17 protein-coding genes are annotated in these 19,855 nt (G+C 72.6%); 14 read left to right on the top strand and 3 right to left on the bottom strand.

Going from position 1 to position 19,855, the window contains the following annotated elements; all coding sequences use genetic code 11:
- Positions 1 to 56 precede the first annotated feature (56 nt).
- The 7 genes from IG86_RS0119120 (at position 57) to IG86_RS43010 (ending at position 8,145) form a co-directional block, all read left to right on the top strand.
- Positions 57 to 1,247, top strand: coding sequence for an allantoate amidohydrolase (locus tag IG86_RS0119120; RefSeq protein ID WP_030898221.1), 1,191 nt, complete (start codon positions 57 to 59; stop codon positions 1,245 to 1,247).
- Positions 1,238 to 2,578, top strand: a complete 1,341-nt coding sequence (locus IG86_RS0119115) for a formimidoylglutamate deiminase (protein ID WP_030898218.1) — start codon at positions 1,238 to 1,240, stop codon at positions 2,576 to 2,578. The genes IG86_RS0119120 and IG86_RS0119115 overlap by 10 nt, the downstream gene beginning before the upstream one ends.
- Before the next feature lie 81 nt (positions 2,579 to 2,659).
- A complete protein-coding gene (hutI, locus tag IG86_RS0119110; RefSeq protein ID WP_030827661.1) occupies positions 2,660 to 3,838 on the top strand; it encodes an imidazolonepropionase in 1,179 nt (392 codons plus the stop codon).
- 113 nt (positions 3,839 to 3,951) lie between these two features.
- Positions 3,952 to 4,638 (top strand): LPXTG cell wall anchor domain-containing protein, encoded by a 687-nt coding sequence (locus IG86_RS0119105; protein WP_030898215.1) that lies wholly within the window; start codon positions 3,952 to 3,954, stop codon positions 4,636 to 4,638.
- A gap of 17 nt (positions 4,639 to 4,655) precedes the next feature.
- Positions 4,656 to 5,684, top strand: a complete 1,029-nt coding sequence (locus IG86_RS0119100; RefSeq protein WP_051785274.1) for a COG1470 family protein — start codon at positions 4,656 to 4,658, stop codon at positions 5,682 to 5,684.
- Positions 5,685 to 5,689: 5 nt separating this feature from the next.
- Positions 5,690 to 6,838: a hypothetical protein gene (locus IG86_RS0119095; RefSeq protein WP_078848362.1), complete on the top strand. Its 1,149-nt coding sequence runs from the start codon at positions 5,690 to 5,692 to the stop codon at positions 6,836 to 6,838.
- On the top strand, positions 6,835 to 8,145 hold the full coding sequence (locus tag IG86_RS43010; protein WP_157854849.1) for a hypothetical protein: 1,311 nt from the start codon (positions 6,835 to 6,837) through the stop codon (positions 8,143 to 8,145). Before IG86_RS0119095 ends, IG86_RS43010 begins: the two co-directional genes overlap by 4 nt.
- 63 nt (positions 8,146 to 8,208) lie before the next feature.
- On the opposite strand, the gene IG86_RS0119085 is transcribed toward IG86_RS43010, so the two are convergent.
- Positions 8,209 to 9,729, bottom strand: coding sequence for a peptide MFS transporter (locus IG86_RS0119085; protein WP_030827677.1), 1,521 nt, complete (start codon positions 9,727 to 9,729; stop codon positions 8,209 to 8,211).
- Positions 9,730 to 10,227: 498 nt separating this feature from the next.
- On the opposite strand from IG86_RS0119085, the gene IG86_RS0119080 reads away from it, so the two are divergent.
- Positions 10,228 to 10,905 carry a response regulator transcription factor gene (locus IG86_RS0119080; RefSeq protein WP_030659823.1) on the top strand — a complete coding sequence of 226 codons (678 nt, stop codon included), beginning with the start codon at positions 10,228 to 10,230 and terminating at the stop codon, positions 10,903 to 10,905.
- 9 nt (positions 10,906 to 10,914) lie between these two features.
- The gene (locus IG86_RS0119075; RefSeq protein ID WP_030827680.1) at positions 10,915 to 12,180 is read left to right on the top strand and encodes an ATP-binding protein; all 1,266 of its coding nucleotides are present in this window, start codon (positions 10,915 to 10,917) and stop codon (positions 12,178 to 12,180) included.
- Positions 12,181 to 12,189: 9 nt separating this feature from the next.
- On the opposite strand, the gene IG86_RS0119070 is transcribed toward IG86_RS0119075, so the two are convergent.
- Positions 12,190 to 12,732, bottom strand: coding sequence for a GtrA family protein (locus IG86_RS0119070; protein WP_030827683.1), 543 nt, complete (start codon positions 12,730 to 12,732; stop codon positions 12,190 to 12,192).
- 207 nt (positions 12,733 to 12,939) lie between these two features.
- On the opposite strand from IG86_RS0119070, the gene IG86_RS0119065 reads away from it, so the two are divergent.
- The 4 genes from IG86_RS0119065 to IG86_RS0119050 all read left to right on the top strand — a co-directional run bounded on the left by IG86_RS0119065 (position 12,940) and on the right by IG86_RS0119050 (position 16,992).
- Positions 12,940 to 14,058, top strand: a complete 1,119-nt coding sequence (locus tag IG86_RS0119065; protein ID WP_030827686.1) for a 5-(carboxyamino)imidazole ribonucleotide synthase — start codon at positions 12,940 to 12,942, stop codon at positions 14,056 to 14,058.
- Positions 14,055 to 14,591: a 5-(carboxyamino)imidazole ribonucleotide mutase gene (gene purE, locus IG86_RS0119060; RefSeq protein ID WP_030659829.1), complete on the top strand. Its 537-nt coding sequence runs from the start codon at positions 14,055 to 14,057 to the stop codon at positions 14,589 to 14,591. The genes IG86_RS0119065 and purE overlap by 4 nt, the downstream gene beginning before the upstream one ends.
- Complete coding sequence (locus IG86_RS0119055; protein ID WP_030827689.1) at positions 14,588 to 15,766, top strand: dipeptidase; 1,179 nt, start codon at positions 14,588 to 14,590, stop codon at positions 15,764 to 15,766. The genes purE and IG86_RS0119055 overlap by 4 nt, the downstream gene beginning before the upstream one ends.
- Before the next feature lie 146 nt (positions 15,767 to 15,912).
- On the top strand, positions 15,913 to 16,992 hold the full coding sequence (locus IG86_RS0119050; RefSeq protein ID WP_030827692.1) for a membrane dipeptidase: 1,080 nt from the start codon (positions 15,913 to 15,915) through the stop codon (positions 16,990 to 16,992).
- Positions 16,993 to 17,098: 106 nt separating this feature from the next.
- Here IG86_RS0119050 and IG86_RS0119045 read toward each other — a convergent pair whose 3' ends face one another.
- Positions 17,099 to 18,442 (bottom strand): UDP-glucose dehydrogenase family protein, encoded by a 1,344-nt coding sequence (locus tag IG86_RS0119045; RefSeq protein WP_030827695.1) that lies wholly within the window; start codon positions 18,440 to 18,442, stop codon positions 17,099 to 17,101.
- Positions 18,443 to 18,655: 213 nt separating this feature from the next.
- Between IG86_RS0119045 and IG86_RS0119040 the strand changes: the two genes are divergently transcribed.
- Positions 18,656 to 19,813 (top strand): acyl-CoA dehydrogenase family protein, encoded by a 1,158-nt coding sequence (locus tag IG86_RS0119040; protein ID WP_030898207.1) that lies wholly within the window; start codon positions 18,656 to 18,658, stop codon positions 19,811 to 19,813.
- Positions 19,814 to 19,855: the final 42 nt, after the last annotated feature.

Below are 19,855 nucleotides of genomic sequence, written 5' to 3'. Positions count from 1 at the left end.
TCACGCCCGCGGCCGCGCCGGCCGCGGGCTCCGGCGGGGCGCCGTCGTTCCACGAGATGTGGGCCGAGCTGGCGCCCGTCGGCCGCAACGCCGACACCGGTGGCTACCGCCGCTACGCCTGGAGCGGGGCCGACGCCGACTGCCGCACCTGGTTCCAGGAGCAGGCCGAGGCGCGCGGGCTCGCCTACGAGACCGACCGCAACGGCAACCAGTGGGCCTGGCTCGGCGACCCCCTCGCCGGGGACGCCGTGGTCACCGGCTCGCACCTGGACTCCGTCCCCGACGGCGGGGCCTTCGACGGCCCCCTCGGAGTGGTGTCCTCCTTCGCGGCCCTGGACGAACTCCGCAGGAGGGGCGCGGAGTTCTCCAGGCCGCTGGCCATCACCAACTTCGGTGACGAGGAAGGCGCCCGCTTCGGGCTCGCCTGCGTCGGCTCCCGGCTCGCCGCCGGCCAGCTGACGAAGGAGAAGGCCTACGAGCTGCGCGACGCCGACGGCGTCAGCCTGCCCCAGGCCATGGAGGCCGCCGGATACGACCCCGACGCCATCGGTGCCGATCCCGAACGGCTCGGCCGCATCGGCGCCTTCGTCGAACTGCACGTGGAACAGGGCCGCGCCCTGGACCTGTCCGGCGACCGGGTCGGCATCGCCTCCGCGATCTGGCCGCACGGACGCTGGCGGTTCGACTTCCGCGGCGAGGCCAACCACGCCGGCACCACGCGGCTCGTGGACCGGCGCGACCCGATGCTGACGTACGCGGCGACCGTGCTGGCCGCCCGCACGGAGGCGGCCCTCGCCGGTGCCGTCGCCACCTTCGGGAAGATCTCCGTCGAGCCCAACGGGGTCAACGCCATCCCGTCGCTCGTGCGCGGCTGGCTCGACTCCCGCGCCGCCGACCAGGCGACCCTCGACACGGTCGTCACCGCCATCGAGAAGGCCGCCCGCGAGCGCGCCGACCAGGACGGCATCGACCTCGGGATCGTCCGGGAGTCCTTCACCCCGGTCGTCGAGTTCGAGCACGCCCTGCGCGACGAGCTGAACCGCATCCTGGGCGGGTCCGTCCCCGTCCTCGGAACAGGGGCGGGACACGACGCCGGGATCCTCTCCGCCGCCGTCCCGACCGCGATGCTGTTCGTGCGCAACCCCACCGGGGTCTCCCACTCCCCGCGCGAGTTCGCCGCCGAGGACGACTGCGTGGCCGGCGTCCTCGCCCTCGCCGACGTACTGGAAGGCCTGGCATGTCGCTGACGACGTACTGGCTGGAGCACGCCTGGCTCGGCACCCATGTCGAGCCGGGCGTCGCCCTGGACGTGTCCGCCGAGGGGCGGATCGCCGCCCTGCGCACCGGGGTCGCGACCCCGCCGCCCGGCGCGGAGGCCCTGCGCGGCCTGACCCTGCCGGGCCTCGCCAACGCGCACAGCCACGCCTTCCACCGGGCGCTGCGCGGCGCCGTCCAGGTCGGCTCCGGCACCTTCTGGACCTGGCGCGAGCTGATGTACCGGGCCGCCCAGAACCTCACCCCCGACAACTACTTCGCGCTCGCCCGCGCGGTGTACGCCGAGATGGCCCTGGCCGGCATCACGAACGTCGGCGAGTTCCACTACGTCCACCACGCGCCCGGCGGCACCCCGTACGCCGACCCCAACGCCATGGGCGAGGCCCTGATCGAAGCGGCCGCCGCGGCCGGCATCCGGATCACCCTCCTCGACACCGCCTACCTGTCGTCCGGCTTCGGCGAGGCGCCCAACGCCCACCAGCAGCGCTTCTCGGACGGCAGCGCCGAAGCCTGGGCCGAACGCGTCAGCGCGCTCAAGCCCCGCGAACACGCCCTGATCGGTGCGGCCGTGCACTCGGTGCGGGCCGTGCCCGCGGACCAGCTGGCCACCGTCGCCCGCTGGGCCGAGGAGCGCCGGGCGCCCCTGCACGTGCACCTGTCCGAGCAGACCGCCGAGAACGACGCCTGCCGGGCCGCCCACGGCCGCACCCCGACGCAGCTGCTGGCCGACCACGGCGTGCTCGGCCCGCGCACCACCGGCGTCCACAACACGCACCTCACCGACACCGACATCGCCCTGCTCGGCGGCACCGGCACCGGCACCTGCATGTGCCCCACCACCGAACGCGACCTCGCCGACGGCATCGGCCCGGCCACCCGGCTCCAGCAGGCGGGCAGCCCGCTGTCGCTGGGCAGCGACAGCCACGCCGTCATCGACCTCCTCGAAGAGGCGCGCGCGATGGAGCTGAACGAGCGGCTGCGCAGCCGTACGCGGGGCCACTGGACGGCGAACGCGCTGCTCACCGCCGCCACCGGTGACGGGCACGCGTCGCTCGGCCTGGTCGACGCGGGCCGCCTGGAGGCGGGCGCGCTCGCGGACTTCACCACCGTCGCCCTGGACTCCGTCCGCACGGCCGGCCCCCTGCCACGGCTCGGCGCCGAGACGGCCGTCTTCGCCGCCACCGCCGCTGACGTCCGCCACACGGTGGTCGCCGGCCGCCACATCGTCCGCGACGGCCACCACACCCTCGTCGCCGACGTCCCGTCCGCCCTGGCCGAATCGATCGATGCCCTGCGCTCCTGACCGTGCCGCCGTAGAACCAGCCCCGCCGGCGATTGAGGCGCGGGGTCTGGGGCGGAGCCCCAGGAAACTGAGAGGAACCCAGTGACCACCACGGCCATCACCAACATCGGCAGCCTCGTCACCAACGACCCCGCCCTCGGCGACGGCTCGCCGCTCGGACTGATCGAGAACGCCGCCGTCGTCATCGACGGCGACGAGGTCGCGTGGGTCGGCCCCGCCGACAAGGCCCCGGCCGCCGACGAGAGCTTCGACGCGCAGGGCCGGGCCCTGATCCCCGGCTTCGTCGACTCGCACTCGCACCTCGTCTTCGCCGGCGACCGCACCCAGGAGTTCAACGCCCGGATGTCCGGCCGCGCCTACTCCGCCGGCGGCATCCGCACCACCGTCGCCGCCACCCGCGCCGCCTCCGACGCCGAGCTGGAGGCGAACCTCGTCCGCCACCTCGACGAGGCCCGCCGCCAGGGCACCACCACCTTCGAGACCAAGTCCGGCTACGGCCTCACCGTCGCCGACGAGGCCCGCGCCCTGCGCATCGCCGCCGCGCACACCGACGAGGTCACCTACCTCGGCGCGCACATCGTCTCCCCGGACTACGCCGAGGACCCCGCCGGCTACGTCGACCTCGTCACCGGCGAGATGCTGGCCGCCTGCGCCCCGTACGCCCGCTGGGTCGACGTCTTCTGCGAGAAGGGTGCCTTCGACGGCGACCAGGCCCGTGCGATCCTCACCGCCGGCGCCGCCGCCGGGCTGATCCCGCGCGTCCACGCCAACCAGCTCTCCCACGGCCCCGGCGTGCAGCTCGCCGTCGAGCTGGAGGCCGCCTCCGCCGACCACTGCACCCACCTCACCGACGCCGACGTCGACGCCCTCGCCCAGGCGGCGGACACCACGGTCGCCACCCTGCTGCCCGGCGCCGAGTTCTCCACCCGCGCCCAGTGGCCCGACGCCCGGCGGCTGATCGACGCGGGCGCCACCGTGGCGCTGTCCACGGACTGCAACCCGGGCTCCTCCTACACGAGCTCCATGCCGTTCTGCATCGCGCTCGCCGTCCGCGACATGCGGATGACCCCCGACGAGGCCCTCTGGTCGGCCACGGCCGGCGGCGCCCGCGCCCTGCGCCGCGCGGACATCGGCGCCGTGACCCCGGGAGCCCGCGCCGACCTGGCCCTGCTGGACGCTCCCAGCCACGTCCACCTGGCCTACCGGCCGGGCGTACCGCTCGTCTCGGGAGTGTGGCGCAAGGGCGTCCGCGCCTACTGACGAACGGTCAATTCGGGCCTGTCCTTTGTCTTCCCTCCGTAAGGCCCCGGGCGTACCTTGAGCCACCGATCTGATGTGTCGTCAGCTATTTGTGGCCCGAGGGGAAGACGAAGGTGTCCGACCGCAAACGCTCCACCGCGCTCGCGCTGGCCTCCGCGCTGGCCGGATCGGCGGTACTGCTCGCCGCCCCCACGGCCCACGCCGCGGTCGTCGACGTGGCCTACGACTGCAAGACCCCGATCGGGGACAAGTCGGCCGTGTCGCCCATCGACATCAAGGCCGTCAAGGAGGGCGACGGCTACAAGCTGACGATGTCCTTCCAGAAGGGCGTCTCCTCCAGCCCCATCGAGCTCGGCAAGGGCGCCATGAGCCCCGGCGCCGTCATCGTGGTCGGCGGCGCCGAGAAGGTGTCCGTACCGGTCTCCGGCCCGTCCAACCCCGAGGCCGTGCCGCCCGACACCCCCATCAAGATCACCGATCTCTCGGGCACCTACACGCCCAAGAAGAGCGGCAAGGTCACCTTCACCGCGGGCGTGCTCACCATCAAGGCGATGGGCACCACGACCACCTGCACCCCCGGCAACAACCCGGGGCCCTCGCTGGAACTGGACGTCACCGCGGCCGGAGGAGCCGGCGGGGCCGGCGCGCAGCCCGGCGGCGACGCACCGCCCGACACCCTCCCGCAGACCGGACCCACCGACTCCGCCCTCGCCCTCGGCACCCTCGGCGGCACCGTGCTGCTCACCGGCGCGGCCGGCGTGCTCTGGCTGACCCGGCGCGGCCGGCGGGCCCGGTCCTGAACGGAGCGCCCCCGGCCATGCCCGTGCTCCACACGCTCAGGCGCGACGCCCGCCGCCTCCTCCTGGTCCTGCTGGCCACGGCCGCGCTGCACACGGCCCCCGCGCCCCCCGCGGCCGCCGACGGACCGGGCTGGACCGCCGAACCCGCCGCCGGAACGGCCGCGGCCCGGCCCGGCGGCGCCCGCCCGTACTTCTACCTGGAGGGCGCCCCCGCCGCCGTGCTGGAGGACCGCCTCGCCCTGACCAACACCACCGATCAGGAGCGCACCGTCACCCTGCGCGGGGCCGATGCCTACAACACCGCCGACGGCGCCCTCGCGGCCCGCCCGGCCGCTTCCGGCGCTCCCGGCGGCGCCGGTTCCTGGTTCGGCTTCGGCGCCGGAGCCACCGTGAGGATCCCGCCCCGCACCCGCGCGGTGGTCCCCTTCACCGTCACCGTGCCCCCCGCGTCCCCACCCGGCGACCACCCCGCCGCCGTGATCGCCGCCGAAGCCGGCCGGGAGGTGGGCGTACGGGTCCACCTGCGGGTCAGCGGCCCCACCCTGGCCGCCCTCACCGTCGAGGACGTCGCCGTACGGGGCCGGGGCGCGGCCGCGGTCGTCGCCTACACCCTGGTCAACCGCGGCAACGTCGCCCTCGCGCCCGAACTGGACATCCGCGCCGACGGCCTCTTCGGCGAGGTCCCGGGCCGGGGCCCGCGCGCCGTTCCGGTCGAACTGCTCCCCGGCCAGCGGGTCGAGCTGACCGAACCCTGGCCCGGCGCCCCGGTCTTCGACCGGGTCCGCGTCAGCGTCACCGTGACCGCCCCCGGCGGGGCCCGGGCCGGGGCGGCCGCCTCCGCCTGGTTCGTGCCGTGGCGGGCGGCCGGCTGGACGGGCCTCGGGCTGCTCGTCCTCGGCGGGACCGCGTCGGCCGCGCTGTTCCTCGTACGCCGCCGGAGCCCGTGGCGGCGGCCGGCGGACGGCGGGGCGCCGGGCGGACCGTCCGGGAAGCACGGAGCGACGACCCCAGCACCGGAACACGAACTGACGGGAGCCTCCAGGTGAGCGCCATGGTCGACGGCAAGGTCGACGGCAGGACCGGTGACAGGGCCGGCGGCGGGTTCGGCGGCGCCGTCCGGTCCCTCCTGGTGGCCCTGGCGGCGTGCGCCCTCGCACTCCTGCCCGCGGTCCCGTCCGCCGCGGACGAGGGCAAACCCACCGTCGCGCTCTCCCTCCAGGAGGCCGCCAAGGGCACCGAACTCACCGTCACGGGCACCGGCTGGCGACCCAAGACCCTGGTGATGCTGCTGGTGTGCGGGCAGAACATGATCGGCGGCACCAACAGCTGCGCCAACGCCGACGGCGCGGCCGTCTCCGTCGCCGAGGACGGTCGCTTCGCGGCCCGGCTGCCCGTGGTGGCACCGCCGAAGCCCTGCCCCTGCATCGTCAACGTCACCTCCGTCAACGGAGACCAGTCCACCGTCGCGGCCCCCCTGAAGATCACCGACCATCCGGTGGCCGAACTGCCCGCCGAGTCCGGCACCGGCCGCCTCGCGATGCTCACCGGCGTCCGGCTCGAAGGGGACGACGGGGTGCTGACCTGGTTCGGCGCCCCGCCCGGCCGGAAGTTCAAGGTCACCGTCGGCAACCTCGGCACGGCCCCCGTCAAGGACCCCGTCTTCCAGCTCGGCACCGCCCACGGCGTGTTCGCCCCGCTGTGGGAGGAGGCCCGCTGGAAGGGGACCATCCCGCCGGGCGGCAAGGCGGAGGTCGCGCTCGACGTCACCCTCCCCGCGGGCGCACACGGCGACTACACGATCTCCCTCAAGTACGGCGAGACCGTCGTGGCCACCCAGCCCTGGGGCGTGGCCCGCCCGTACGGGGTCCTGCTGTTCTGGGGCCTGCTCCTCCTGGTGATCCCGGCCGCGGTCTTCCGTACCGGCATGGCCGTCGTCGACAAGGTCCGGCCGCGCACCGGGCACGCAGCCGGACGCCACCGCGGCATGCGGACCGCGGAGGCCGCGGCCGCCGTGACGGCCCGGCTGCCCAGGTTCCCCGCCGCGCGCCCGGCCGCGCCGGCCCGCGCCGAACGGCCGGCGGAGCCCCCTGAGACCACCACGGCGGTCCTGCCGTGGTTCACCCCGGACAGCGCGCCGGAGACAGCACCACAGACGTCCGCACCGTCTGAGAACCGTTCGACGACGAAGGGACCATCGTGAAGAACCGACGGAGGGTGAGCGCGGCCCTGGTCGCGCTGCTGCTCGGCGGCGCGGGCCTCGCCATCACGGCTCCTGCAGCCCAGGCCGCCGAGGCCACGTTCAAGGTCAAGTGCGTGCCGCCGGCCGGCGGCGGATCCCCGGTGGAGGGCGAGACCACCGCCAAGGTCACCGCGCCGGCCACGGCCAAGGTCGGCGACGAGGTCGACGTGTCCTGGGAGACGGTCAAGCCGGCCTCGAACAACACGGACCTGATGGACATCCCGCAGGACTCCGTCCAGCCCACCGGCTGGATCACCGTCGGCGGCGGGGGCGGGGAGCTGAAGGTCGTCGGGGAGAAGAAGAACCCGCCGATCCCCAAGAAGGCCCCCATGCAGATGTCCACGATGAAGGGCAAGCTGAAGCTCACCAAGGCCGGCAGGATCAGCCTCACCCCCGGCAAGTACGACGTCGCCGTCTCCTTCCCCTTCGGCACCTTCGTCACCAAGTGCGCGCCGGTCGGCGAGGTCAAGGGCGGGGCCGTCATCGACGTGTCGGGCGGCTCAAGCGGCGGTACCACGGGCGGTACGACGACCGGTGGCACGACGACGGGCGGCTCCACGACCGGCGGTTCCACCACGGGCGGTTCCACCACGGGCGGTTCCACCGCCTCGGGCGGCAGCGGCGGCGGGGGCGGCCAGACCGACTTCCCGGGCAAGGCGGTCGAGGTGTCCTTCGACTGCGGCGCGGTCGTCCCGGGCGGCATCAAGACCCCGGTCACGATCAACGCCAAGAAGAACGGCGGCAGCTACGACCTCACCGTCAAGACCGCCAAGGGCGCCATGGCGGCGCCCATGGCGCTGCCCGCGGGAGCCCTCAAGCCCTCGATGGACGTGAAGCTCGGCGGGGCGGACAGCGGCACGGTCAAGGTCTCCGGCCCGGCCAACGCCGAGCCGATCCCGGACAAGGCCCCGGTCAGCCTCAGCGACATGACCGGCACCTACAAGCCCGGCAAGTCCGGCAAGGTGACGCTCAGCCCGGACCAGCTGACGATCGACGTCACGATGGCCCCCGGCTCCACGCCGATCAACGTCCCCTGCAAGGCGACGAGCAGTGGCGTCTCGCTGGAACTGGACACCACCGCCCAGCCGGGCGGCTCCGGCTCCTCGACCAGCGCCAGCGGCAGCACCACCTCGGGCGGCCTCGCCGAGACCGGCGCGCAGGACGAGGGCGGCATCAAGGCCCTCGCCCTCGTCGCCGGCACGGTGATCCTGCTCGGCGGCGCGGTGTTCACCTTCACCCCGTGGCGCCGCCTGCGCGGCACCCGCTGACACGGAAACGGCCCGGCACACCGCGAGGTGTGCCGGGCCGTCTCCCCGCCGGAGCGGGACGGGTCAGTTCATGCCGCCCATCAGCGCGTTGACCTTCTTGCGGTACATGAAGATCGCGACACCGGCGAGCACGGCGGCGAACGCCTGGAAGAGGATCACGCCGACACCGTTCAGCTGAACCTCGGCGAGGCCGAGCAGACCGGTGATGCAGTCACCGGCGGTGACGGCCAGGAACCAGACGCCCATCATCTGGGAGCCGTACTTCTGCGGCGCCATCTTCGTGGTGACCGACAGGCCGACCGGGGAGAGGCACAGCTCGGCGACGGTGTGCATCAGGAAGATGAGCACCAGCCACCACATGGTGACCTTGGTGTCGTTGCCGGCGGTCTGGCTCAGCGGGACGGCGAAGACGAAGAACGAGGCGCCGACGATGATCAGGGCCACCGAGAACTTCACGATGGTGCTGGGCTCGCGGTTGCGGCGGGCCAGCGCCACCCAGGCGGCCGCGAAGACCGGGGCCAGGGCCACCACGAAGAGCGGGTTCAGCGACTGGAAGATGGTGGTCGGGACTTCCCAGCCGAGCAGGGCGCGCTCGGAGTTCTTGTCACCGAACAGCGAGAGGGTCGAACCGCCCTGGTCGTAGATCATCCAGAAGACGGCGGCGGCCACGAAGAACCAGATGTAGGCGCTCATCCGGGTCTGCTCGCCCGGGGTGAGGTCCTTGTCCCGCTTGATGCGGGTCAGGACGGCGACCGGGATGATCAGACCGGCGATCGTGATCGGGTACAGCGCCCACTTGATGGTGAACATGTCCGCGGCGACGACGGCGCCGTAGAAGACGGCGACGACGGCCAGGACCGCGAGGGCCTTGGTGATCACGGCCTTGCGCTCGGCGGCGCTCAGCGGGTTCGGGACCAGGCTGCTCTTCGGGCTCAGCGTGCGGCCCGCGAGCAGGAAGACGGCCAGGCCGATGCCCATGCCGACGGCGGCGAGCGCGAAGCCCAGGTGCCAGTTCACGAGCTCGCCGACCATGCCGATGCCGATCGGGGCGAGGAGGGCACCCACGTTGATGCCGATGTAGAAGATCGTGAAGCCACTGTCACGGCGCGGGTCGTCCGCGTCCTTGTACAGGTGGCCGACCATCGTGGAGATGTTGGCCTTCAGCAGACCGGAGCCGACCGCGACCAGCAGCAGACCGACGAAGAACGCGAGCTGGCCGGGGACGGCCAGCGCCACGTGACCCGCCATGATGACGAAGCTGGCGATGGCGACCGTCTTGCGGGCGCCCCAGACACGGTCGCCGAACCAGCCGCCGGGCATGGCCATGAGGTAGACCATGGCCACGTAGACGGAGTAGATCGCCGTGGCCGTCGCCGCGGTGAAGCCGAGGCCACCGCCCTGGCTCCCGGTCGCGGCGTCGACGCCGCCGGAGACCAAGTACAGAACGAGAAGCGCACGCATGCCGTAGTAGGAGAAGCGCTCCCACATCTCGGTCATGAACAGCGTGGCCAGGCCGATCGGGTGGCCGAGGACGGTCTTCTCGTGAGCGGGGCTCGGTGAGGCCGTCGTCAGGCTGGAAGCCATGGTCGATCCTTGCTTGCTCGGGACGCTTCGGCTTCGTGAGCTCATCCGCGCCCGGTGGGGGGTGGCCGGCACCGGCGGACGGACCTCCCACCCCACGCCCGGGGGCTCGCCCCCGTCGTATCGGGGGTGAAGGGACATCCGTAACCGGGATCCACGCCCACCCGCGCACCATCACGCGAGGGGCCCGGCCAACAGGTCATTCACTGTCGTCAAGGCCGACCGGGTCAGTCCTCGATAAGACTGCCCGTCCGGTTCCGGACAGAAATAGAGACCTATGCGCTGTTTTTCGGCACAAAGGTCCCTGAGGTATTGCATCAGGCGTCTCGCCACCATACGACACGACACTGCGGCATATGAAAGGACTTGAGAGATGGATCACAAGGCGAGTCGGGAACCGTTCGACCATATTCGAAGGCGCTTAGTAGTCCATAAAGCCAGATCGGAAGGGGTCTGCCGGCAGGCCTCTCGATGCAGTCGCCTCGGACTACCATCACCCACATGACGCGTGTACTGCTCGCCGAGGACGACGCATCCATCTCGGAGCCCCTGGCCCGCGCCCTGCGCCGGGAGGGGTACGAGGTCGAGGTCCGGGAGGACGGCCCCACCGCCCTGGACGCGGGACTCCAGGGCGGCGTCGACCTCGTCGTCCTGGACCTGGGCCTGCCGGGCATGGACGGCCTCGAAGTGGCCCGCCGGCTGCGCGCCGAGGGCCACGGCTTCCCGATCCTGGTCCTCACCGCCCGCGCGGACGAGGTCGACACGGTCGTCGGCCTGGACGCGGGCGCCGACGACTACGTGACCAAGCCCTTCCGGCTGGCCGAACTCCTGGCCCGGGTCCGGGCCCTGCTGCGGCGCGGCGCCAACGAGGCCGCCCAGCCCCCCGCCACCCACGGCGTCCGCATCGACGTCGAGTCGCACCGCGCCTGGATGGGCGAGGAGGAGCTCCAGCTCACCGCCAAGGAATTCGACCTGCTGCGCGTCCTGGTGCGCGACGCGGGCCGGGTCGTCACCCGCGACCAGCTCATGCGCGAGGTCTGGGACACCACCTGGTGGTCGTCCACCAAGACCCTCGACATGCACATCTCCTGGCTGCGCAAGAAGCTGGGCGACGACGCCGCCAACCCCCGCTACATCGCCACCGTCCGAGGCGTCGGCTTCCGCTTCGAGAAGAGCTAGTTCCAGCCCATGCGCCGCCGCCTCATCCAGTCCACGCTCGCCGTGGTGCTCGTCGTGATCGCCGTCTTCGGGGTCTCCCTCGTCATCGTGGAGACCCGGACCATCACCAGCAGCGCCCAGGACCGGGTCGAGTCCGAGGCGCTGCGGCTGGTGAGCGTCGTCGAGGCGAACGTCCTGGAGAAGAAGCCGACCGACCCCGTCGCCCTCGCCGAACAGCTCGACGCCGGCCACTACGCCCGGATCACGATCCCCGGGCAGCCGGCCGTCGAGGTCGGCGCGTCGATCCCCGACAGCGTCGTACGCGGCACCGCGCGGGGCGAGCAGGGCGAGATCGTCGTCGTGGAGGAGGCCCGCTCCACCGTGACCAGGGAGGTCGTACGGACCCTGGCCGTGGTCGGAGCGGTGGCCCTGCTGGCCGTCGTGGCCGCCGTACTGCTCGCCGTACGGCAGGCGAACCGGCTGGCCTCCCCGCTCACCGACCTCGCCGAGACCGCCGAGCGGCTCGGCTCGGGCGACCCGCGGCCCCGGCACAAGCGGTACGGGGTTCCCGAGCTGGACCGGGTCGCCGACGTGCTGGACTCCAGCGCCGAACGCATCGGCCGGATGCTCACCGCCGAGCGGCGCCTCGCCGCCGACGCCTCCCACCAGCTGCGCACCCCGCTCACGGCGCTGTCGATGCGCCTGGAGGAGATCACGGTCACCGACGACCTGGAGACCGTACGGGAAGAGGCGACGATCGCCCTGACCCAGGTGGAGCGGCTCACGGACGTCGTGCAGCGGCTGCTCACGAACTCGCGGGACCCGCGTACGGGCTCCGCCGTCCCCTTCGACCTCGACGAAGTCGTCAAACAGCAGGTGGAGGAGTGGCGGCCGGCCTACCGCAGCGCCGGCCGGGCCATCGTGCGCTCCGGGAAGCAGGGCGTACGGGCCGTCGGCACCCCCGGCGCGGTCTCCCAGGTGCTGGCCACCCTGGTGGAGAACGCCCTGATGCACGGCGGCGGCACCGTCGCCCTGCGCACCAGGGTCATCGGCAACCAGGCGGTGCTGGAGGTCACGGACGAGGGACCGGGCGTCCCGCCGGACCTCGGCAACCGGATCTTCGAGCGGGCCATCAGCGGCCGCAACTCCACCGGGATCGGCCTCGCGGTCGCCCGGGACCTCGCGGAGGCGGACGGCGGCCGCCTGGAGCTGCTCCAGACGCAGCCGCCGGTGTTCGCGCTGTTCCTGAGCCGCACGGCCCCGCAACCGGCAGAGCCGGAGAAGACCGTCCGCTAGGGGGTCCCGCTAGTTGTTCGCGGGCTCCGGCTCCGGCCGCGGATCGGGCCGGCGCTCCGGCCTGGGCCGCGGCGCCGGCTCGGGCAGCGGTTCGGCGGCCGCGGGCGGGGCGACCGGCGGCAGGGCCTTGAAGACCCAGGTCCGGTACGACCAGAAGCGGAAGACGGTGGCCGTGCCGATGCCGATGAACTTGAAGACGTTGCTCGCGACCGGCCCGTCCCAGCCGAAGCCGTAGGTCGCGGTGTAGAGCACGCCGTTCTCGATGACCAGGCCGATGGCGCTGAAGGCGGCGAAGAGGGCCATCTCGCGGGTGCGGCCGCTCTGGGCGCGGTCCCGGTAGGCGAAGTAGCGGAAGCCGAGGTAGTTCGTGGCGATGGCCACGATCGTGGCCGTCACGCTGGCGCGGACCACCTGGAGATCGGTGGTGTGACGGATCAGGTTGAAGACTCCCAGGTTGACCAGGACGCCCAGGCCGCCGACCGCCCCGAACTTGGCGACCTCTCGCACGAGGCCGCGTACGCGTTCGAGGACAGATCCGCCCTGCGTGGTCATCAGTAGGCCAGTCCTGTCGGTCACCGCCCCGTCACGGGGCGTCCGTGTTCTCCGTCAACCCGCCCATGCTAAGTCTCCCCCCAGTGCTCCGTCTGTGCCTTCCGGCACCCTGCGACGCACGGCACACCGGGGGATCGGGCCAGGGTCAGGTCCGGATGGCGGAATACCGGCGGATACCCTGGAGGAGTGACGTTCCCGGTAGTCGGCATGGTCGGCGGCGGTCAGCTCGCCCGCATGACCCACGAGGCGGGTATCCCCCTCGGCATCAGATTCAAGCTCCTCAGTGACACACCACAGGACTCGGCGGCCCAGGTCGTGAGCGATGTCGTCATCGGCGACTATCGCGACCTGGAGACGCTGCGTGCCTTCGCGCGCGGCTGTGACGTGATCACCTTCGACCACGAGCATGTACCCACGGAGCACCTGCGGGCCCTGGAAGCGGACGGCATCCCCGTCCGCCCGGGGCCCGACGCTTTGGTACACGCCCAGGACAAGGGGGTGATGCGCGCCAAGCTCGACGAGATCGGCGCGCCCAGCCCCCGCCACCGGATCGTGAGCGATCCGGACGACGTGGCCGCCTTCGCGGACGAGGTGGGCGGGTTCCCCGTCATCCTCAAGACCGTGCGCGGCGGCTACGACGGCAAGGGGGTGTGGTTCGTCCGCACCCCGCAGGACGCCGAGGCCCCGTTCAAGGCGGGCGTCCCGGTCCTCGCCGAGGAGAAGGTGGACTTCGTCCGCGAACTCGCGGCGAACATCGTCCGCTCCCCGCACGGGCAGGCGGTCGCCTACCCCGTCGTCGAGTCCCGCCAGGTGGACGGGGTCTGCGACACGGTGATCGCTCCCGCCCCCGACCTCTCCGAGGAGCTGGCCGGCGAGGCCCAGGCCCTCGCCCTGCGCATCGCGCAGGAACTGGGCGTGACCGGCCACCTGGCCGTGGAGCTGTTCGAGACCACCGACGGCCGGATCCTGGTCAACGAACTGGCGATGCGTCCGCACAACAGCGGCCACTGGACCCAGGACGGGGCCGTGACCTCCCAGTTCGCCAACCACGTGCGCGCGGTCCTGGACCTCCCGCTGGGCGACCCGCGCCCCCGCGCCAGGTGGACGGTCATGGCGAACGTGCTGGGCGGGGACTACCCCGACATGTACGCGGCCTACCTGCACTGCATGGCCCACGACCCCCAGCTGAAGATCCACATGTACGGCAAGGACGTGAAACACGGTCGCAAGGTCGGCCACGTCAACACCTACGGCGACGACCTGGACGATGTGCTGGAGCGCGCACGCCACGCTGCCGACTACCTCAGAGGAACGGTCACGCAATGAGCACCACCGCCGCAGGTCCTGTCATCGGCATCGTCATGGGGTCCGACTCGGACTGGCCCGTGATGGAGGCCGCCGCCCAGGCCCTCGACGAGTTCGAGATCCCCTACGAGGTCGACGTCGTCTCCGCCCACCGGATGCCGCGCGAGATGATCGAGTACGGGGAGCGGGCCGCCGGCCGCGGCCTGAAGGCGATCATCGCGGGCGCGGGCGGGGCCGCCCACCTGCCCGGCATGCTCGCCTCGGTCACCCCGCTGCCGGTCATCGGCGTGCCCGTGCCGCTGAAGTACCTCGACGGCATGGACTCCCTGCTGTCGATCGTCCAGATGCCGGCGGGCGTTCCCGTCGCCACCGTCTCGGTCGCCGGGGCGCGCAACGCCGGTCTGCTGGCCGTACGGATGCTGGCCGCGCACGACACGGAGCTGCTGGCCCGGATGCGCGAGTTCCAGCAGGAGCTCAACGACCAGGCCACCGAGAAGGGCAAGCGGCTGCGCACCAAGGTCGCGAACGCGGAGTCCTTCGGGTTCGGCAAGTGAGCGCGGCGCAGCGTCTGGCGGAGGCGCGCGAGCTGCTGGCCGAGCACCCCGTCGTGGACGGTCACAACGACCTGCCCTGGGCGCTGCGCCAGCAGGTGCGCTACGACCTGGCGCAACGGGACATCGCGGGCGACCAGTCCGCCCACCTGCACACCGACATCCCCCGGCTGCGCGCCGGGGGTGTCGGGGCGCAGTTCTGGTCGGTGTACGTGCGCTCGGACTACGCGGGCGACGAGGCGGTCAGCGCCACCCTGGAGCAGATCGACGCCGTCGCCCAGCTGATCGACCGTTACCCCGGCGACCTCGTGCGGGCGCTGACGGCGGACGACATGGAGGAGGCCCGCGCCGCCGGCCGGATCGCCTCGCTGATGGGCGCCGAGGGCGGCCACTCCATCAACAACTCGCTCGCCACGCTGCGCGCCCTGCACCGGCTGGGCGTGCGGTACATGACGCTCACGCACAACGACAACATCGACTGGGCGGACTCGGCGACCGACGAGCCCCGGCACGGCGGTCTGACCGGCTTCGGCCGCGAGGTCGTCCGCGAGATGAACCGCGTCGGCATGCTGGTGGACCTCTCGCACGTCGCCGCGACGACGATGCGCGACGCCCTCGCCGTGTCGGTCGCGCCGGTGGTCTTCTCGCACTCCTCGGCGCGGGCGGTCTGCGACCACCCGCGCAACATCCCCGACGACGTGCTGGCGCTGCTGCCGGCCAACGGAGGGGTGGCGATGGCCACCTTCGTGCCGAAGTTCATCCTCCCGGCGGCCGTCGAGTGGACCCTGGCGGCGGACGAGAACCTGCGGGCGCACGGCTTCCACCACCTCGACACCACCCCCGAGGCGATGGCCCTGCACCGGGCGTTCGAGGAGGCGAGCCCCCGGCCGGTGGCCACCGCCGCCACCGTGGCCGACCACCTGGACCACATGCGGGAGGTCGCCGGGGTCGACCACATCGGCATCGGCGGCGACTACGACGGCACGGCCTTCACCCCGTCCGGGCTGGACGACGTGGCCGGCTACCCGAACCTGGTCGCGGAGCTCCTCGCACGCGGCTGGTCCAGGGCCGATCTGGCCAAGCTGACCTGGTCCAACGCGGTACGCGCGCTGCGTGACGCGGAAGCGGTGGCGCGCGAGCTGTCGGCGACCCGGGGCCCGTCGAACGCGGTGATCTAGCCGCCGGGAGGGCGACGGTCCGGTGGGTGTGGTGACCGGGTGTGACCTGCGGATCACCCGAACGCCCCACCCGCCGGGCGTCCGCGCCGCCCCGCGTGTCACGGTGGCTGCATCTCCCTGCTGCCGCCGAGACCGGAGCGAATGCCATGGCCGACCTGCAGGATGAACCCCACTCCGTGGGCGTCGGGGCCGAGGACCTCCCGGTCCCCGCCGGACCCGAGACGAAGGCGAGCGCCCTCGACAGGGCCGCCGCGCTGCTGTCCGTCCACCCCGTCGCCGACGGGTGCAACACGCTGGTCTGGACCCTGCGCCAGAGCCCGTACCACGACATCGAGACCCCCGACGCGGGCGTCGACACCGACATCCCGCGCCTGCGCGCCGGCGGAGTGGGGGCCCAGTTCTGGTCCCTGCTCGTGCCGCCTCAGGGCCGGGCGGGCGAGGACGAGGCCGGCGACCAGGTGGTCTCCGACACCCTGGAACAGATCGACGCGGCGCTGACCCTGGTACGCCGCTACCCCGACAGCCTCCGCCTCGCACTCAGCGCCGACGACATGGCGGACGCCCGCAACCGCGGCCGGATCGCCTCCTTCCTCGGCCCCGTGCCGGGCCGGGCTCTGGCCGGTTCGCTGGGCGCGCTGCGCGCCTTCCACGCGCTGGGCGTACGGATCCTCGCGCCCGCCGGAGCGCCCTGGGCGCAGGAGACACTGACGGCCTTCGGCCACGAGGTGGTGCACGAGGCGAACCGGCTGGCGATCCTCCTGGACCTGACGGGCTGCGAACCGGCGGCCGCCCGCCGGCTCGCGGGCGCCTCGAAGGCCCCGGTGATCATCTCGAACACGGCGGCCGCCGCGCTGAACCCGCATCCGGGGAACGTGCCCGACGAGGTGCTCCTCGCGGTGCGCGAGGCGAACGGCCTGGTGATGGTCACCTTCGACAGCGCGCGCACCGGGGACTCCCTGCACGCGGTCGCGGACCACCTGGACCACGTCCGGGCGGTCGCGGGCCCGGAGGGCGTCGGACTCGGCGCGGCCTTCGGCGCCGAGCCGCCGGTCGTGCGCCCTTCCGGCCTGACCGACCCCTCGGGCTACCCGCGGCTGATCGCGGAACTCCTGGACCGCGGCTGGCCCGAATCGGACCTCGCCCTGCTGACCTGGGGCAACGCCCAGCGCGTGATCCGGGACGCGGAATTCACCGCCCGCCGCAAGGCAAGCCCCGCCGGCGTTTGAGGCGAGGGGGTCCGGGGGCAGCGCCCCCGCTACGGCGCCGCACCCGCCGTGCGCCCGCGCCGGGCGCGCCCGCACCGGGCAGTCGGCCGGGCAACCCCGAAGGGGGTCAGGCCCGGGGCCGCCCCATCGCCCGGTACGTCCAGCCGGCGGCACGCCACCGCACCGGATCCAGCGCGTTGCGGCCGTCCAGCACGAGCCGGTCGGTCACGACGGAGGCGAGCTCCGCCGGGTCGAGGTCGCGGAACTCGCGCCACTCGGTGAGGTGGAGGACCACCTCCGCGCCGCGGGCCGCCGCGAGCGCGGAGTCCGCGTACCCGAGGGTCGGGAAGACCTGCCGGGCGTTGTCCATGCCCTTGGGGTCGTAGACGGTGACCTGACCGCCCTGCAGGTGGATCTGACCGGCCACGTTCAGCGCGGGGGAGTCGCGGACGTCGTCCGAGTCCGGCTTGAAGGTGGCGCCGAGCACGGCGACCCGCTTGCCGAGGAAGGACCCGCCCACGGCCTCGCGGGCCAGCTCGACCATGTGACCGCGCCGACGCATGTTGATGGAGTCGACCTCGCGCAGGAACGTCAGCGCCTGGTCCGCGCCCAGCTCGCCCGCGCGCGCCATGAAGGCCCGGATGTCCTTCGGCAGGCAGCCGCCGCCGAAGCCGATCCCGGCCCGCAGGAACTTCGCGCCGATCCGCTCGTCGTAGCCGATGGCCTCAGCCAGCTTGACCACGTCGCCGCCGGCGGCCTCGCACACCTCCGCCATCGCGTTGATGAAGGAGATCTTGGTGGCGAGGAAGGAGTTGGCGGCGGTCTTGACCAGCTCGGAGGTCGGGAAGTCCGTGACGACCAGCGGGGACCCCTCGGACATGGGGGTCTCGTACACCTCGCGCAGCAGCTTCTCGCCGCGCTCGCCCTGGACGCCGATCACGATCCGGTCGGGGTGCAGGGTGTCCTGCACCGCGAAGCCCTCCCGCAGGAACTCCGGGTTCCAGGCCAGCTCCACGTCCCCGCCCGCCGGGGCCAGCTCCGCCAGCTTCTCCGCCAGCCGCTGCGCCGAGCCCACCGGCACCGTGGACTTGCCGACGACCAGCACCGGCCGCGTCAGGTGCGGGGCCAGCGAGGACATCGCGGCGTCGACGTAGGACATGTCGCACGCGTACTCGCCGTGCTTCTGCGGGGTGTTCACGCAGACGAAGTGGACGTCGCCGAAGGCGCCGACCTCCTCGTAGGAGGTCGTGAACCGCAGCCGCCCGGTCGAGCCCGGCAGCCCGGCCACGTGCTTGGCCAGCAGTTCCTCCAGCCCGGGCTCGTACATCGGCACCCGGCCCGCGGCCAGCATCTCGATCTTCTCCGGCACCACGTCCAGACCGAGCACCTCGAAGCCCAGCTCGGCCATCGCCGCGGCGTGGGTCGCGCCGAGGTAGCCGGTTCCGATCACAGTGATCCTGAGGGGGGCCATGGGTGCTCCAGAGGTGCGGGGCCGTTTGCGGCCACTGAGCATAGTCGGGCCCACCGGCGGGGACGGTCTCCAGGAGCGCCCCTGCAGCACCGTCTCTGTCATGCAGCTCACGTGGCTCGTCCATATCGCCATCCGTGACCGGGACACTAAGCTTGGGTTACTTAACGGTAGTTAGCATCACGTATCGCGTGTCACCCTGGGGAGTGAGAGATCTTGGCGGGTTCTGCCGACTTCGACCTGTACCGCCCGGCCGAGGAGCACGACATGCTCCGCGAGTCGGTCCGCTCGCTCGCCGAGGCGAAGATCCTGCCGTTCGCAGCCGCCGTCGACGAGGAGTCCCGCTTCCCGCAGGAGGCCCTCGACGCGCTGGTCGCCAACGACCTGCACGCCGTCCACGTGCCCGAGACCTACGGCGGCGCGGGCGCGGACGCCCTGGCCACCGTGATCGTGATCGAGGAAGTGGCCCGCGTCTGCGCCTCCTCCTCCCTGATCCCGGCCGTGAACAAGCTCGGCTCCCTCCCGGTGATCCTCTCCGGCTCCGAGGAGCTCAAGGCCAAGTACCTCGGCCCGCTCGCCAAGGGCGACGCGATGTTCTCCTACGCGCTCTCCGAGCCGGACGCGGGCTCCGACGCCGCCGGCATGAAGACCCGCGCCGTGCGCGACGGGGACTTCTGGGTGCTCAACGGCGTCAAGCGCTGGATCACCAACGCGGGCGTCTCCGAGTACTACACGGTCATGGCCGTCACCGCCCCGGAGAAGCGCTCCAAGGGCATCAGCGCCTTCGTCGTGGAGAAGAGCGACGAGGGCGTGTCCTTCGGCGCCCCGGAGAAGAAGCTCGGCATCAAGGGCTCCCCGACGCGCGAGGTCTACCTCGACAACGTCCGGATCCCGGCCGACCGCATGATCGGCGCCGAGGGCACCGGCTTCGCCACCGCGATGAAGACCCTCGACCACACCCGCATCACGATCGCCGCCCAGGCGCTCGGCATCGCGCAGGGCGCCCTGGACTACGCCAAGGGCTACGTCCAGGAGCGCAAGCAGTTCGGCAAGCCGATCGGCGACTTCCAGGGCGTGCAGTTCATGCTCGCGGACATGGCCATGAAGATCGAAGCCGCCCGCCAGCTGACCTACTCGGCCGCCGCCAAGTCCGAGCGCGTCGACAGCGACCTGACCTTCTTCGGCGCCGCGGCCAAGTGCTTCGCCTCCGACGTGGCCATGGAGGTCACCACGGACGCCGTCCAGCTCCTCGGCGGCTACGGCTACACCCGTGACTACCCGGTGGAGCGCATGATGCGCGACGCCAAGATCACCCAGATCTACGAGGGCACGAACCAGGTCCAGCGGATCGTCATGGCCCGCAACCTGCCGTAGCCGCGAGGGGGCGACCCGCGCACCAGGACGACCTCCGGCCGT

Source organism: Streptomyces virginiae (assembly GCF_000720455.1).
Lineage (GTDB): Bacteria > Actinomycetota > Actinomycetes > Streptomycetales > Streptomycetaceae > Streptomyces > Streptomyces virginiae.
The sequence above is the reverse complement of the archived record's forward strand: the minus strand, read 5'-3'. Positions and strand labels throughout refer to the sequence as shown.

Excerpts from the sequence above, each read along its gene's own strand:
- IG86_RS0119120 (WP_030898221.1), top strand. The coding sequence starts at position 57 with ATGTGGGCCGAGCTGGCGCCCGTCGGCCGCAACGCCGACACCGGTGGC.
- IG86_RS0119115 (WP_030898218.1), top strand. The coding sequence starts at position 1,238 with ATGTCGCTGACGACGTACTGGCTGGAGCACGCCTGGCTCGGCACCCAT.
- IG86_RS0119100 (WP_051785274.1), top strand. The coding sequence starts at position 4,656 with ATGCCCGTGCTCCACACGCTCAGGCGCGACGCCCGCCGCCTCCTCCTG.
- IG86_RS0119095 (WP_078848362.1), top strand. The coding sequence starts at position 5,690 with ATGGTCGACGGCAAGGTCGACGGCAGGACCGGTGACAGGGCCGGCGGC.
- IG86_RS0119085 (WP_030827677.1), bottom strand. The coding sequence starts at position 9,729 with ATGGCTTCCAGCCTGACGACGGCCTCACCGAGCCCCGCTCACGAGAAG.
- IG86_RS0119080 (WP_030659823.1), top strand. The coding sequence starts at position 10,228 with ATGACGCGTGTACTGCTCGCCGAGGACGACGCATCCATCTCGGAGCCC.
- IG86_RS0119075 (WP_030827680.1), top strand. The coding sequence starts at position 10,915 with ATGCGCCGCCGCCTCATCCAGTCCACGCTCGCCGTGGTGCTCGTCGTG.
- IG86_RS0119070 (WP_030827683.1), bottom strand. The coding sequence starts at position 12,732 with ATGACCACGCAGGGCGGATCTGTCCTCGAACGCGTACGCGGCCTCGTG.
- IG86_RS0119065 (WP_030827686.1), top strand. The coding sequence starts at position 12,940 with ATGGTCGGCGGCGGTCAGCTCGCCCGCATGACCCACGAGGCGGGTATC.
- purE (WP_030659829.1), top strand. The coding sequence starts at position 14,055 with ATGAGCACCACCGCCGCAGGTCCTGTCATCGGCATCGTCATGGGGTCC.
- IG86_RS0119050 (WP_030827692.1), top strand. The coding sequence starts at position 15,913 with ATGGCCGACCTGCAGGATGAACCCCACTCCGTGGGCGTCGGGGCCGAG.
- IG86_RS0119045 (WP_030827695.1), bottom strand. The coding sequence starts at position 18,442 with ATGGCCCCCCTCAGGATCACTGTGATCGGAACCGGCTACCTCGGCGCG.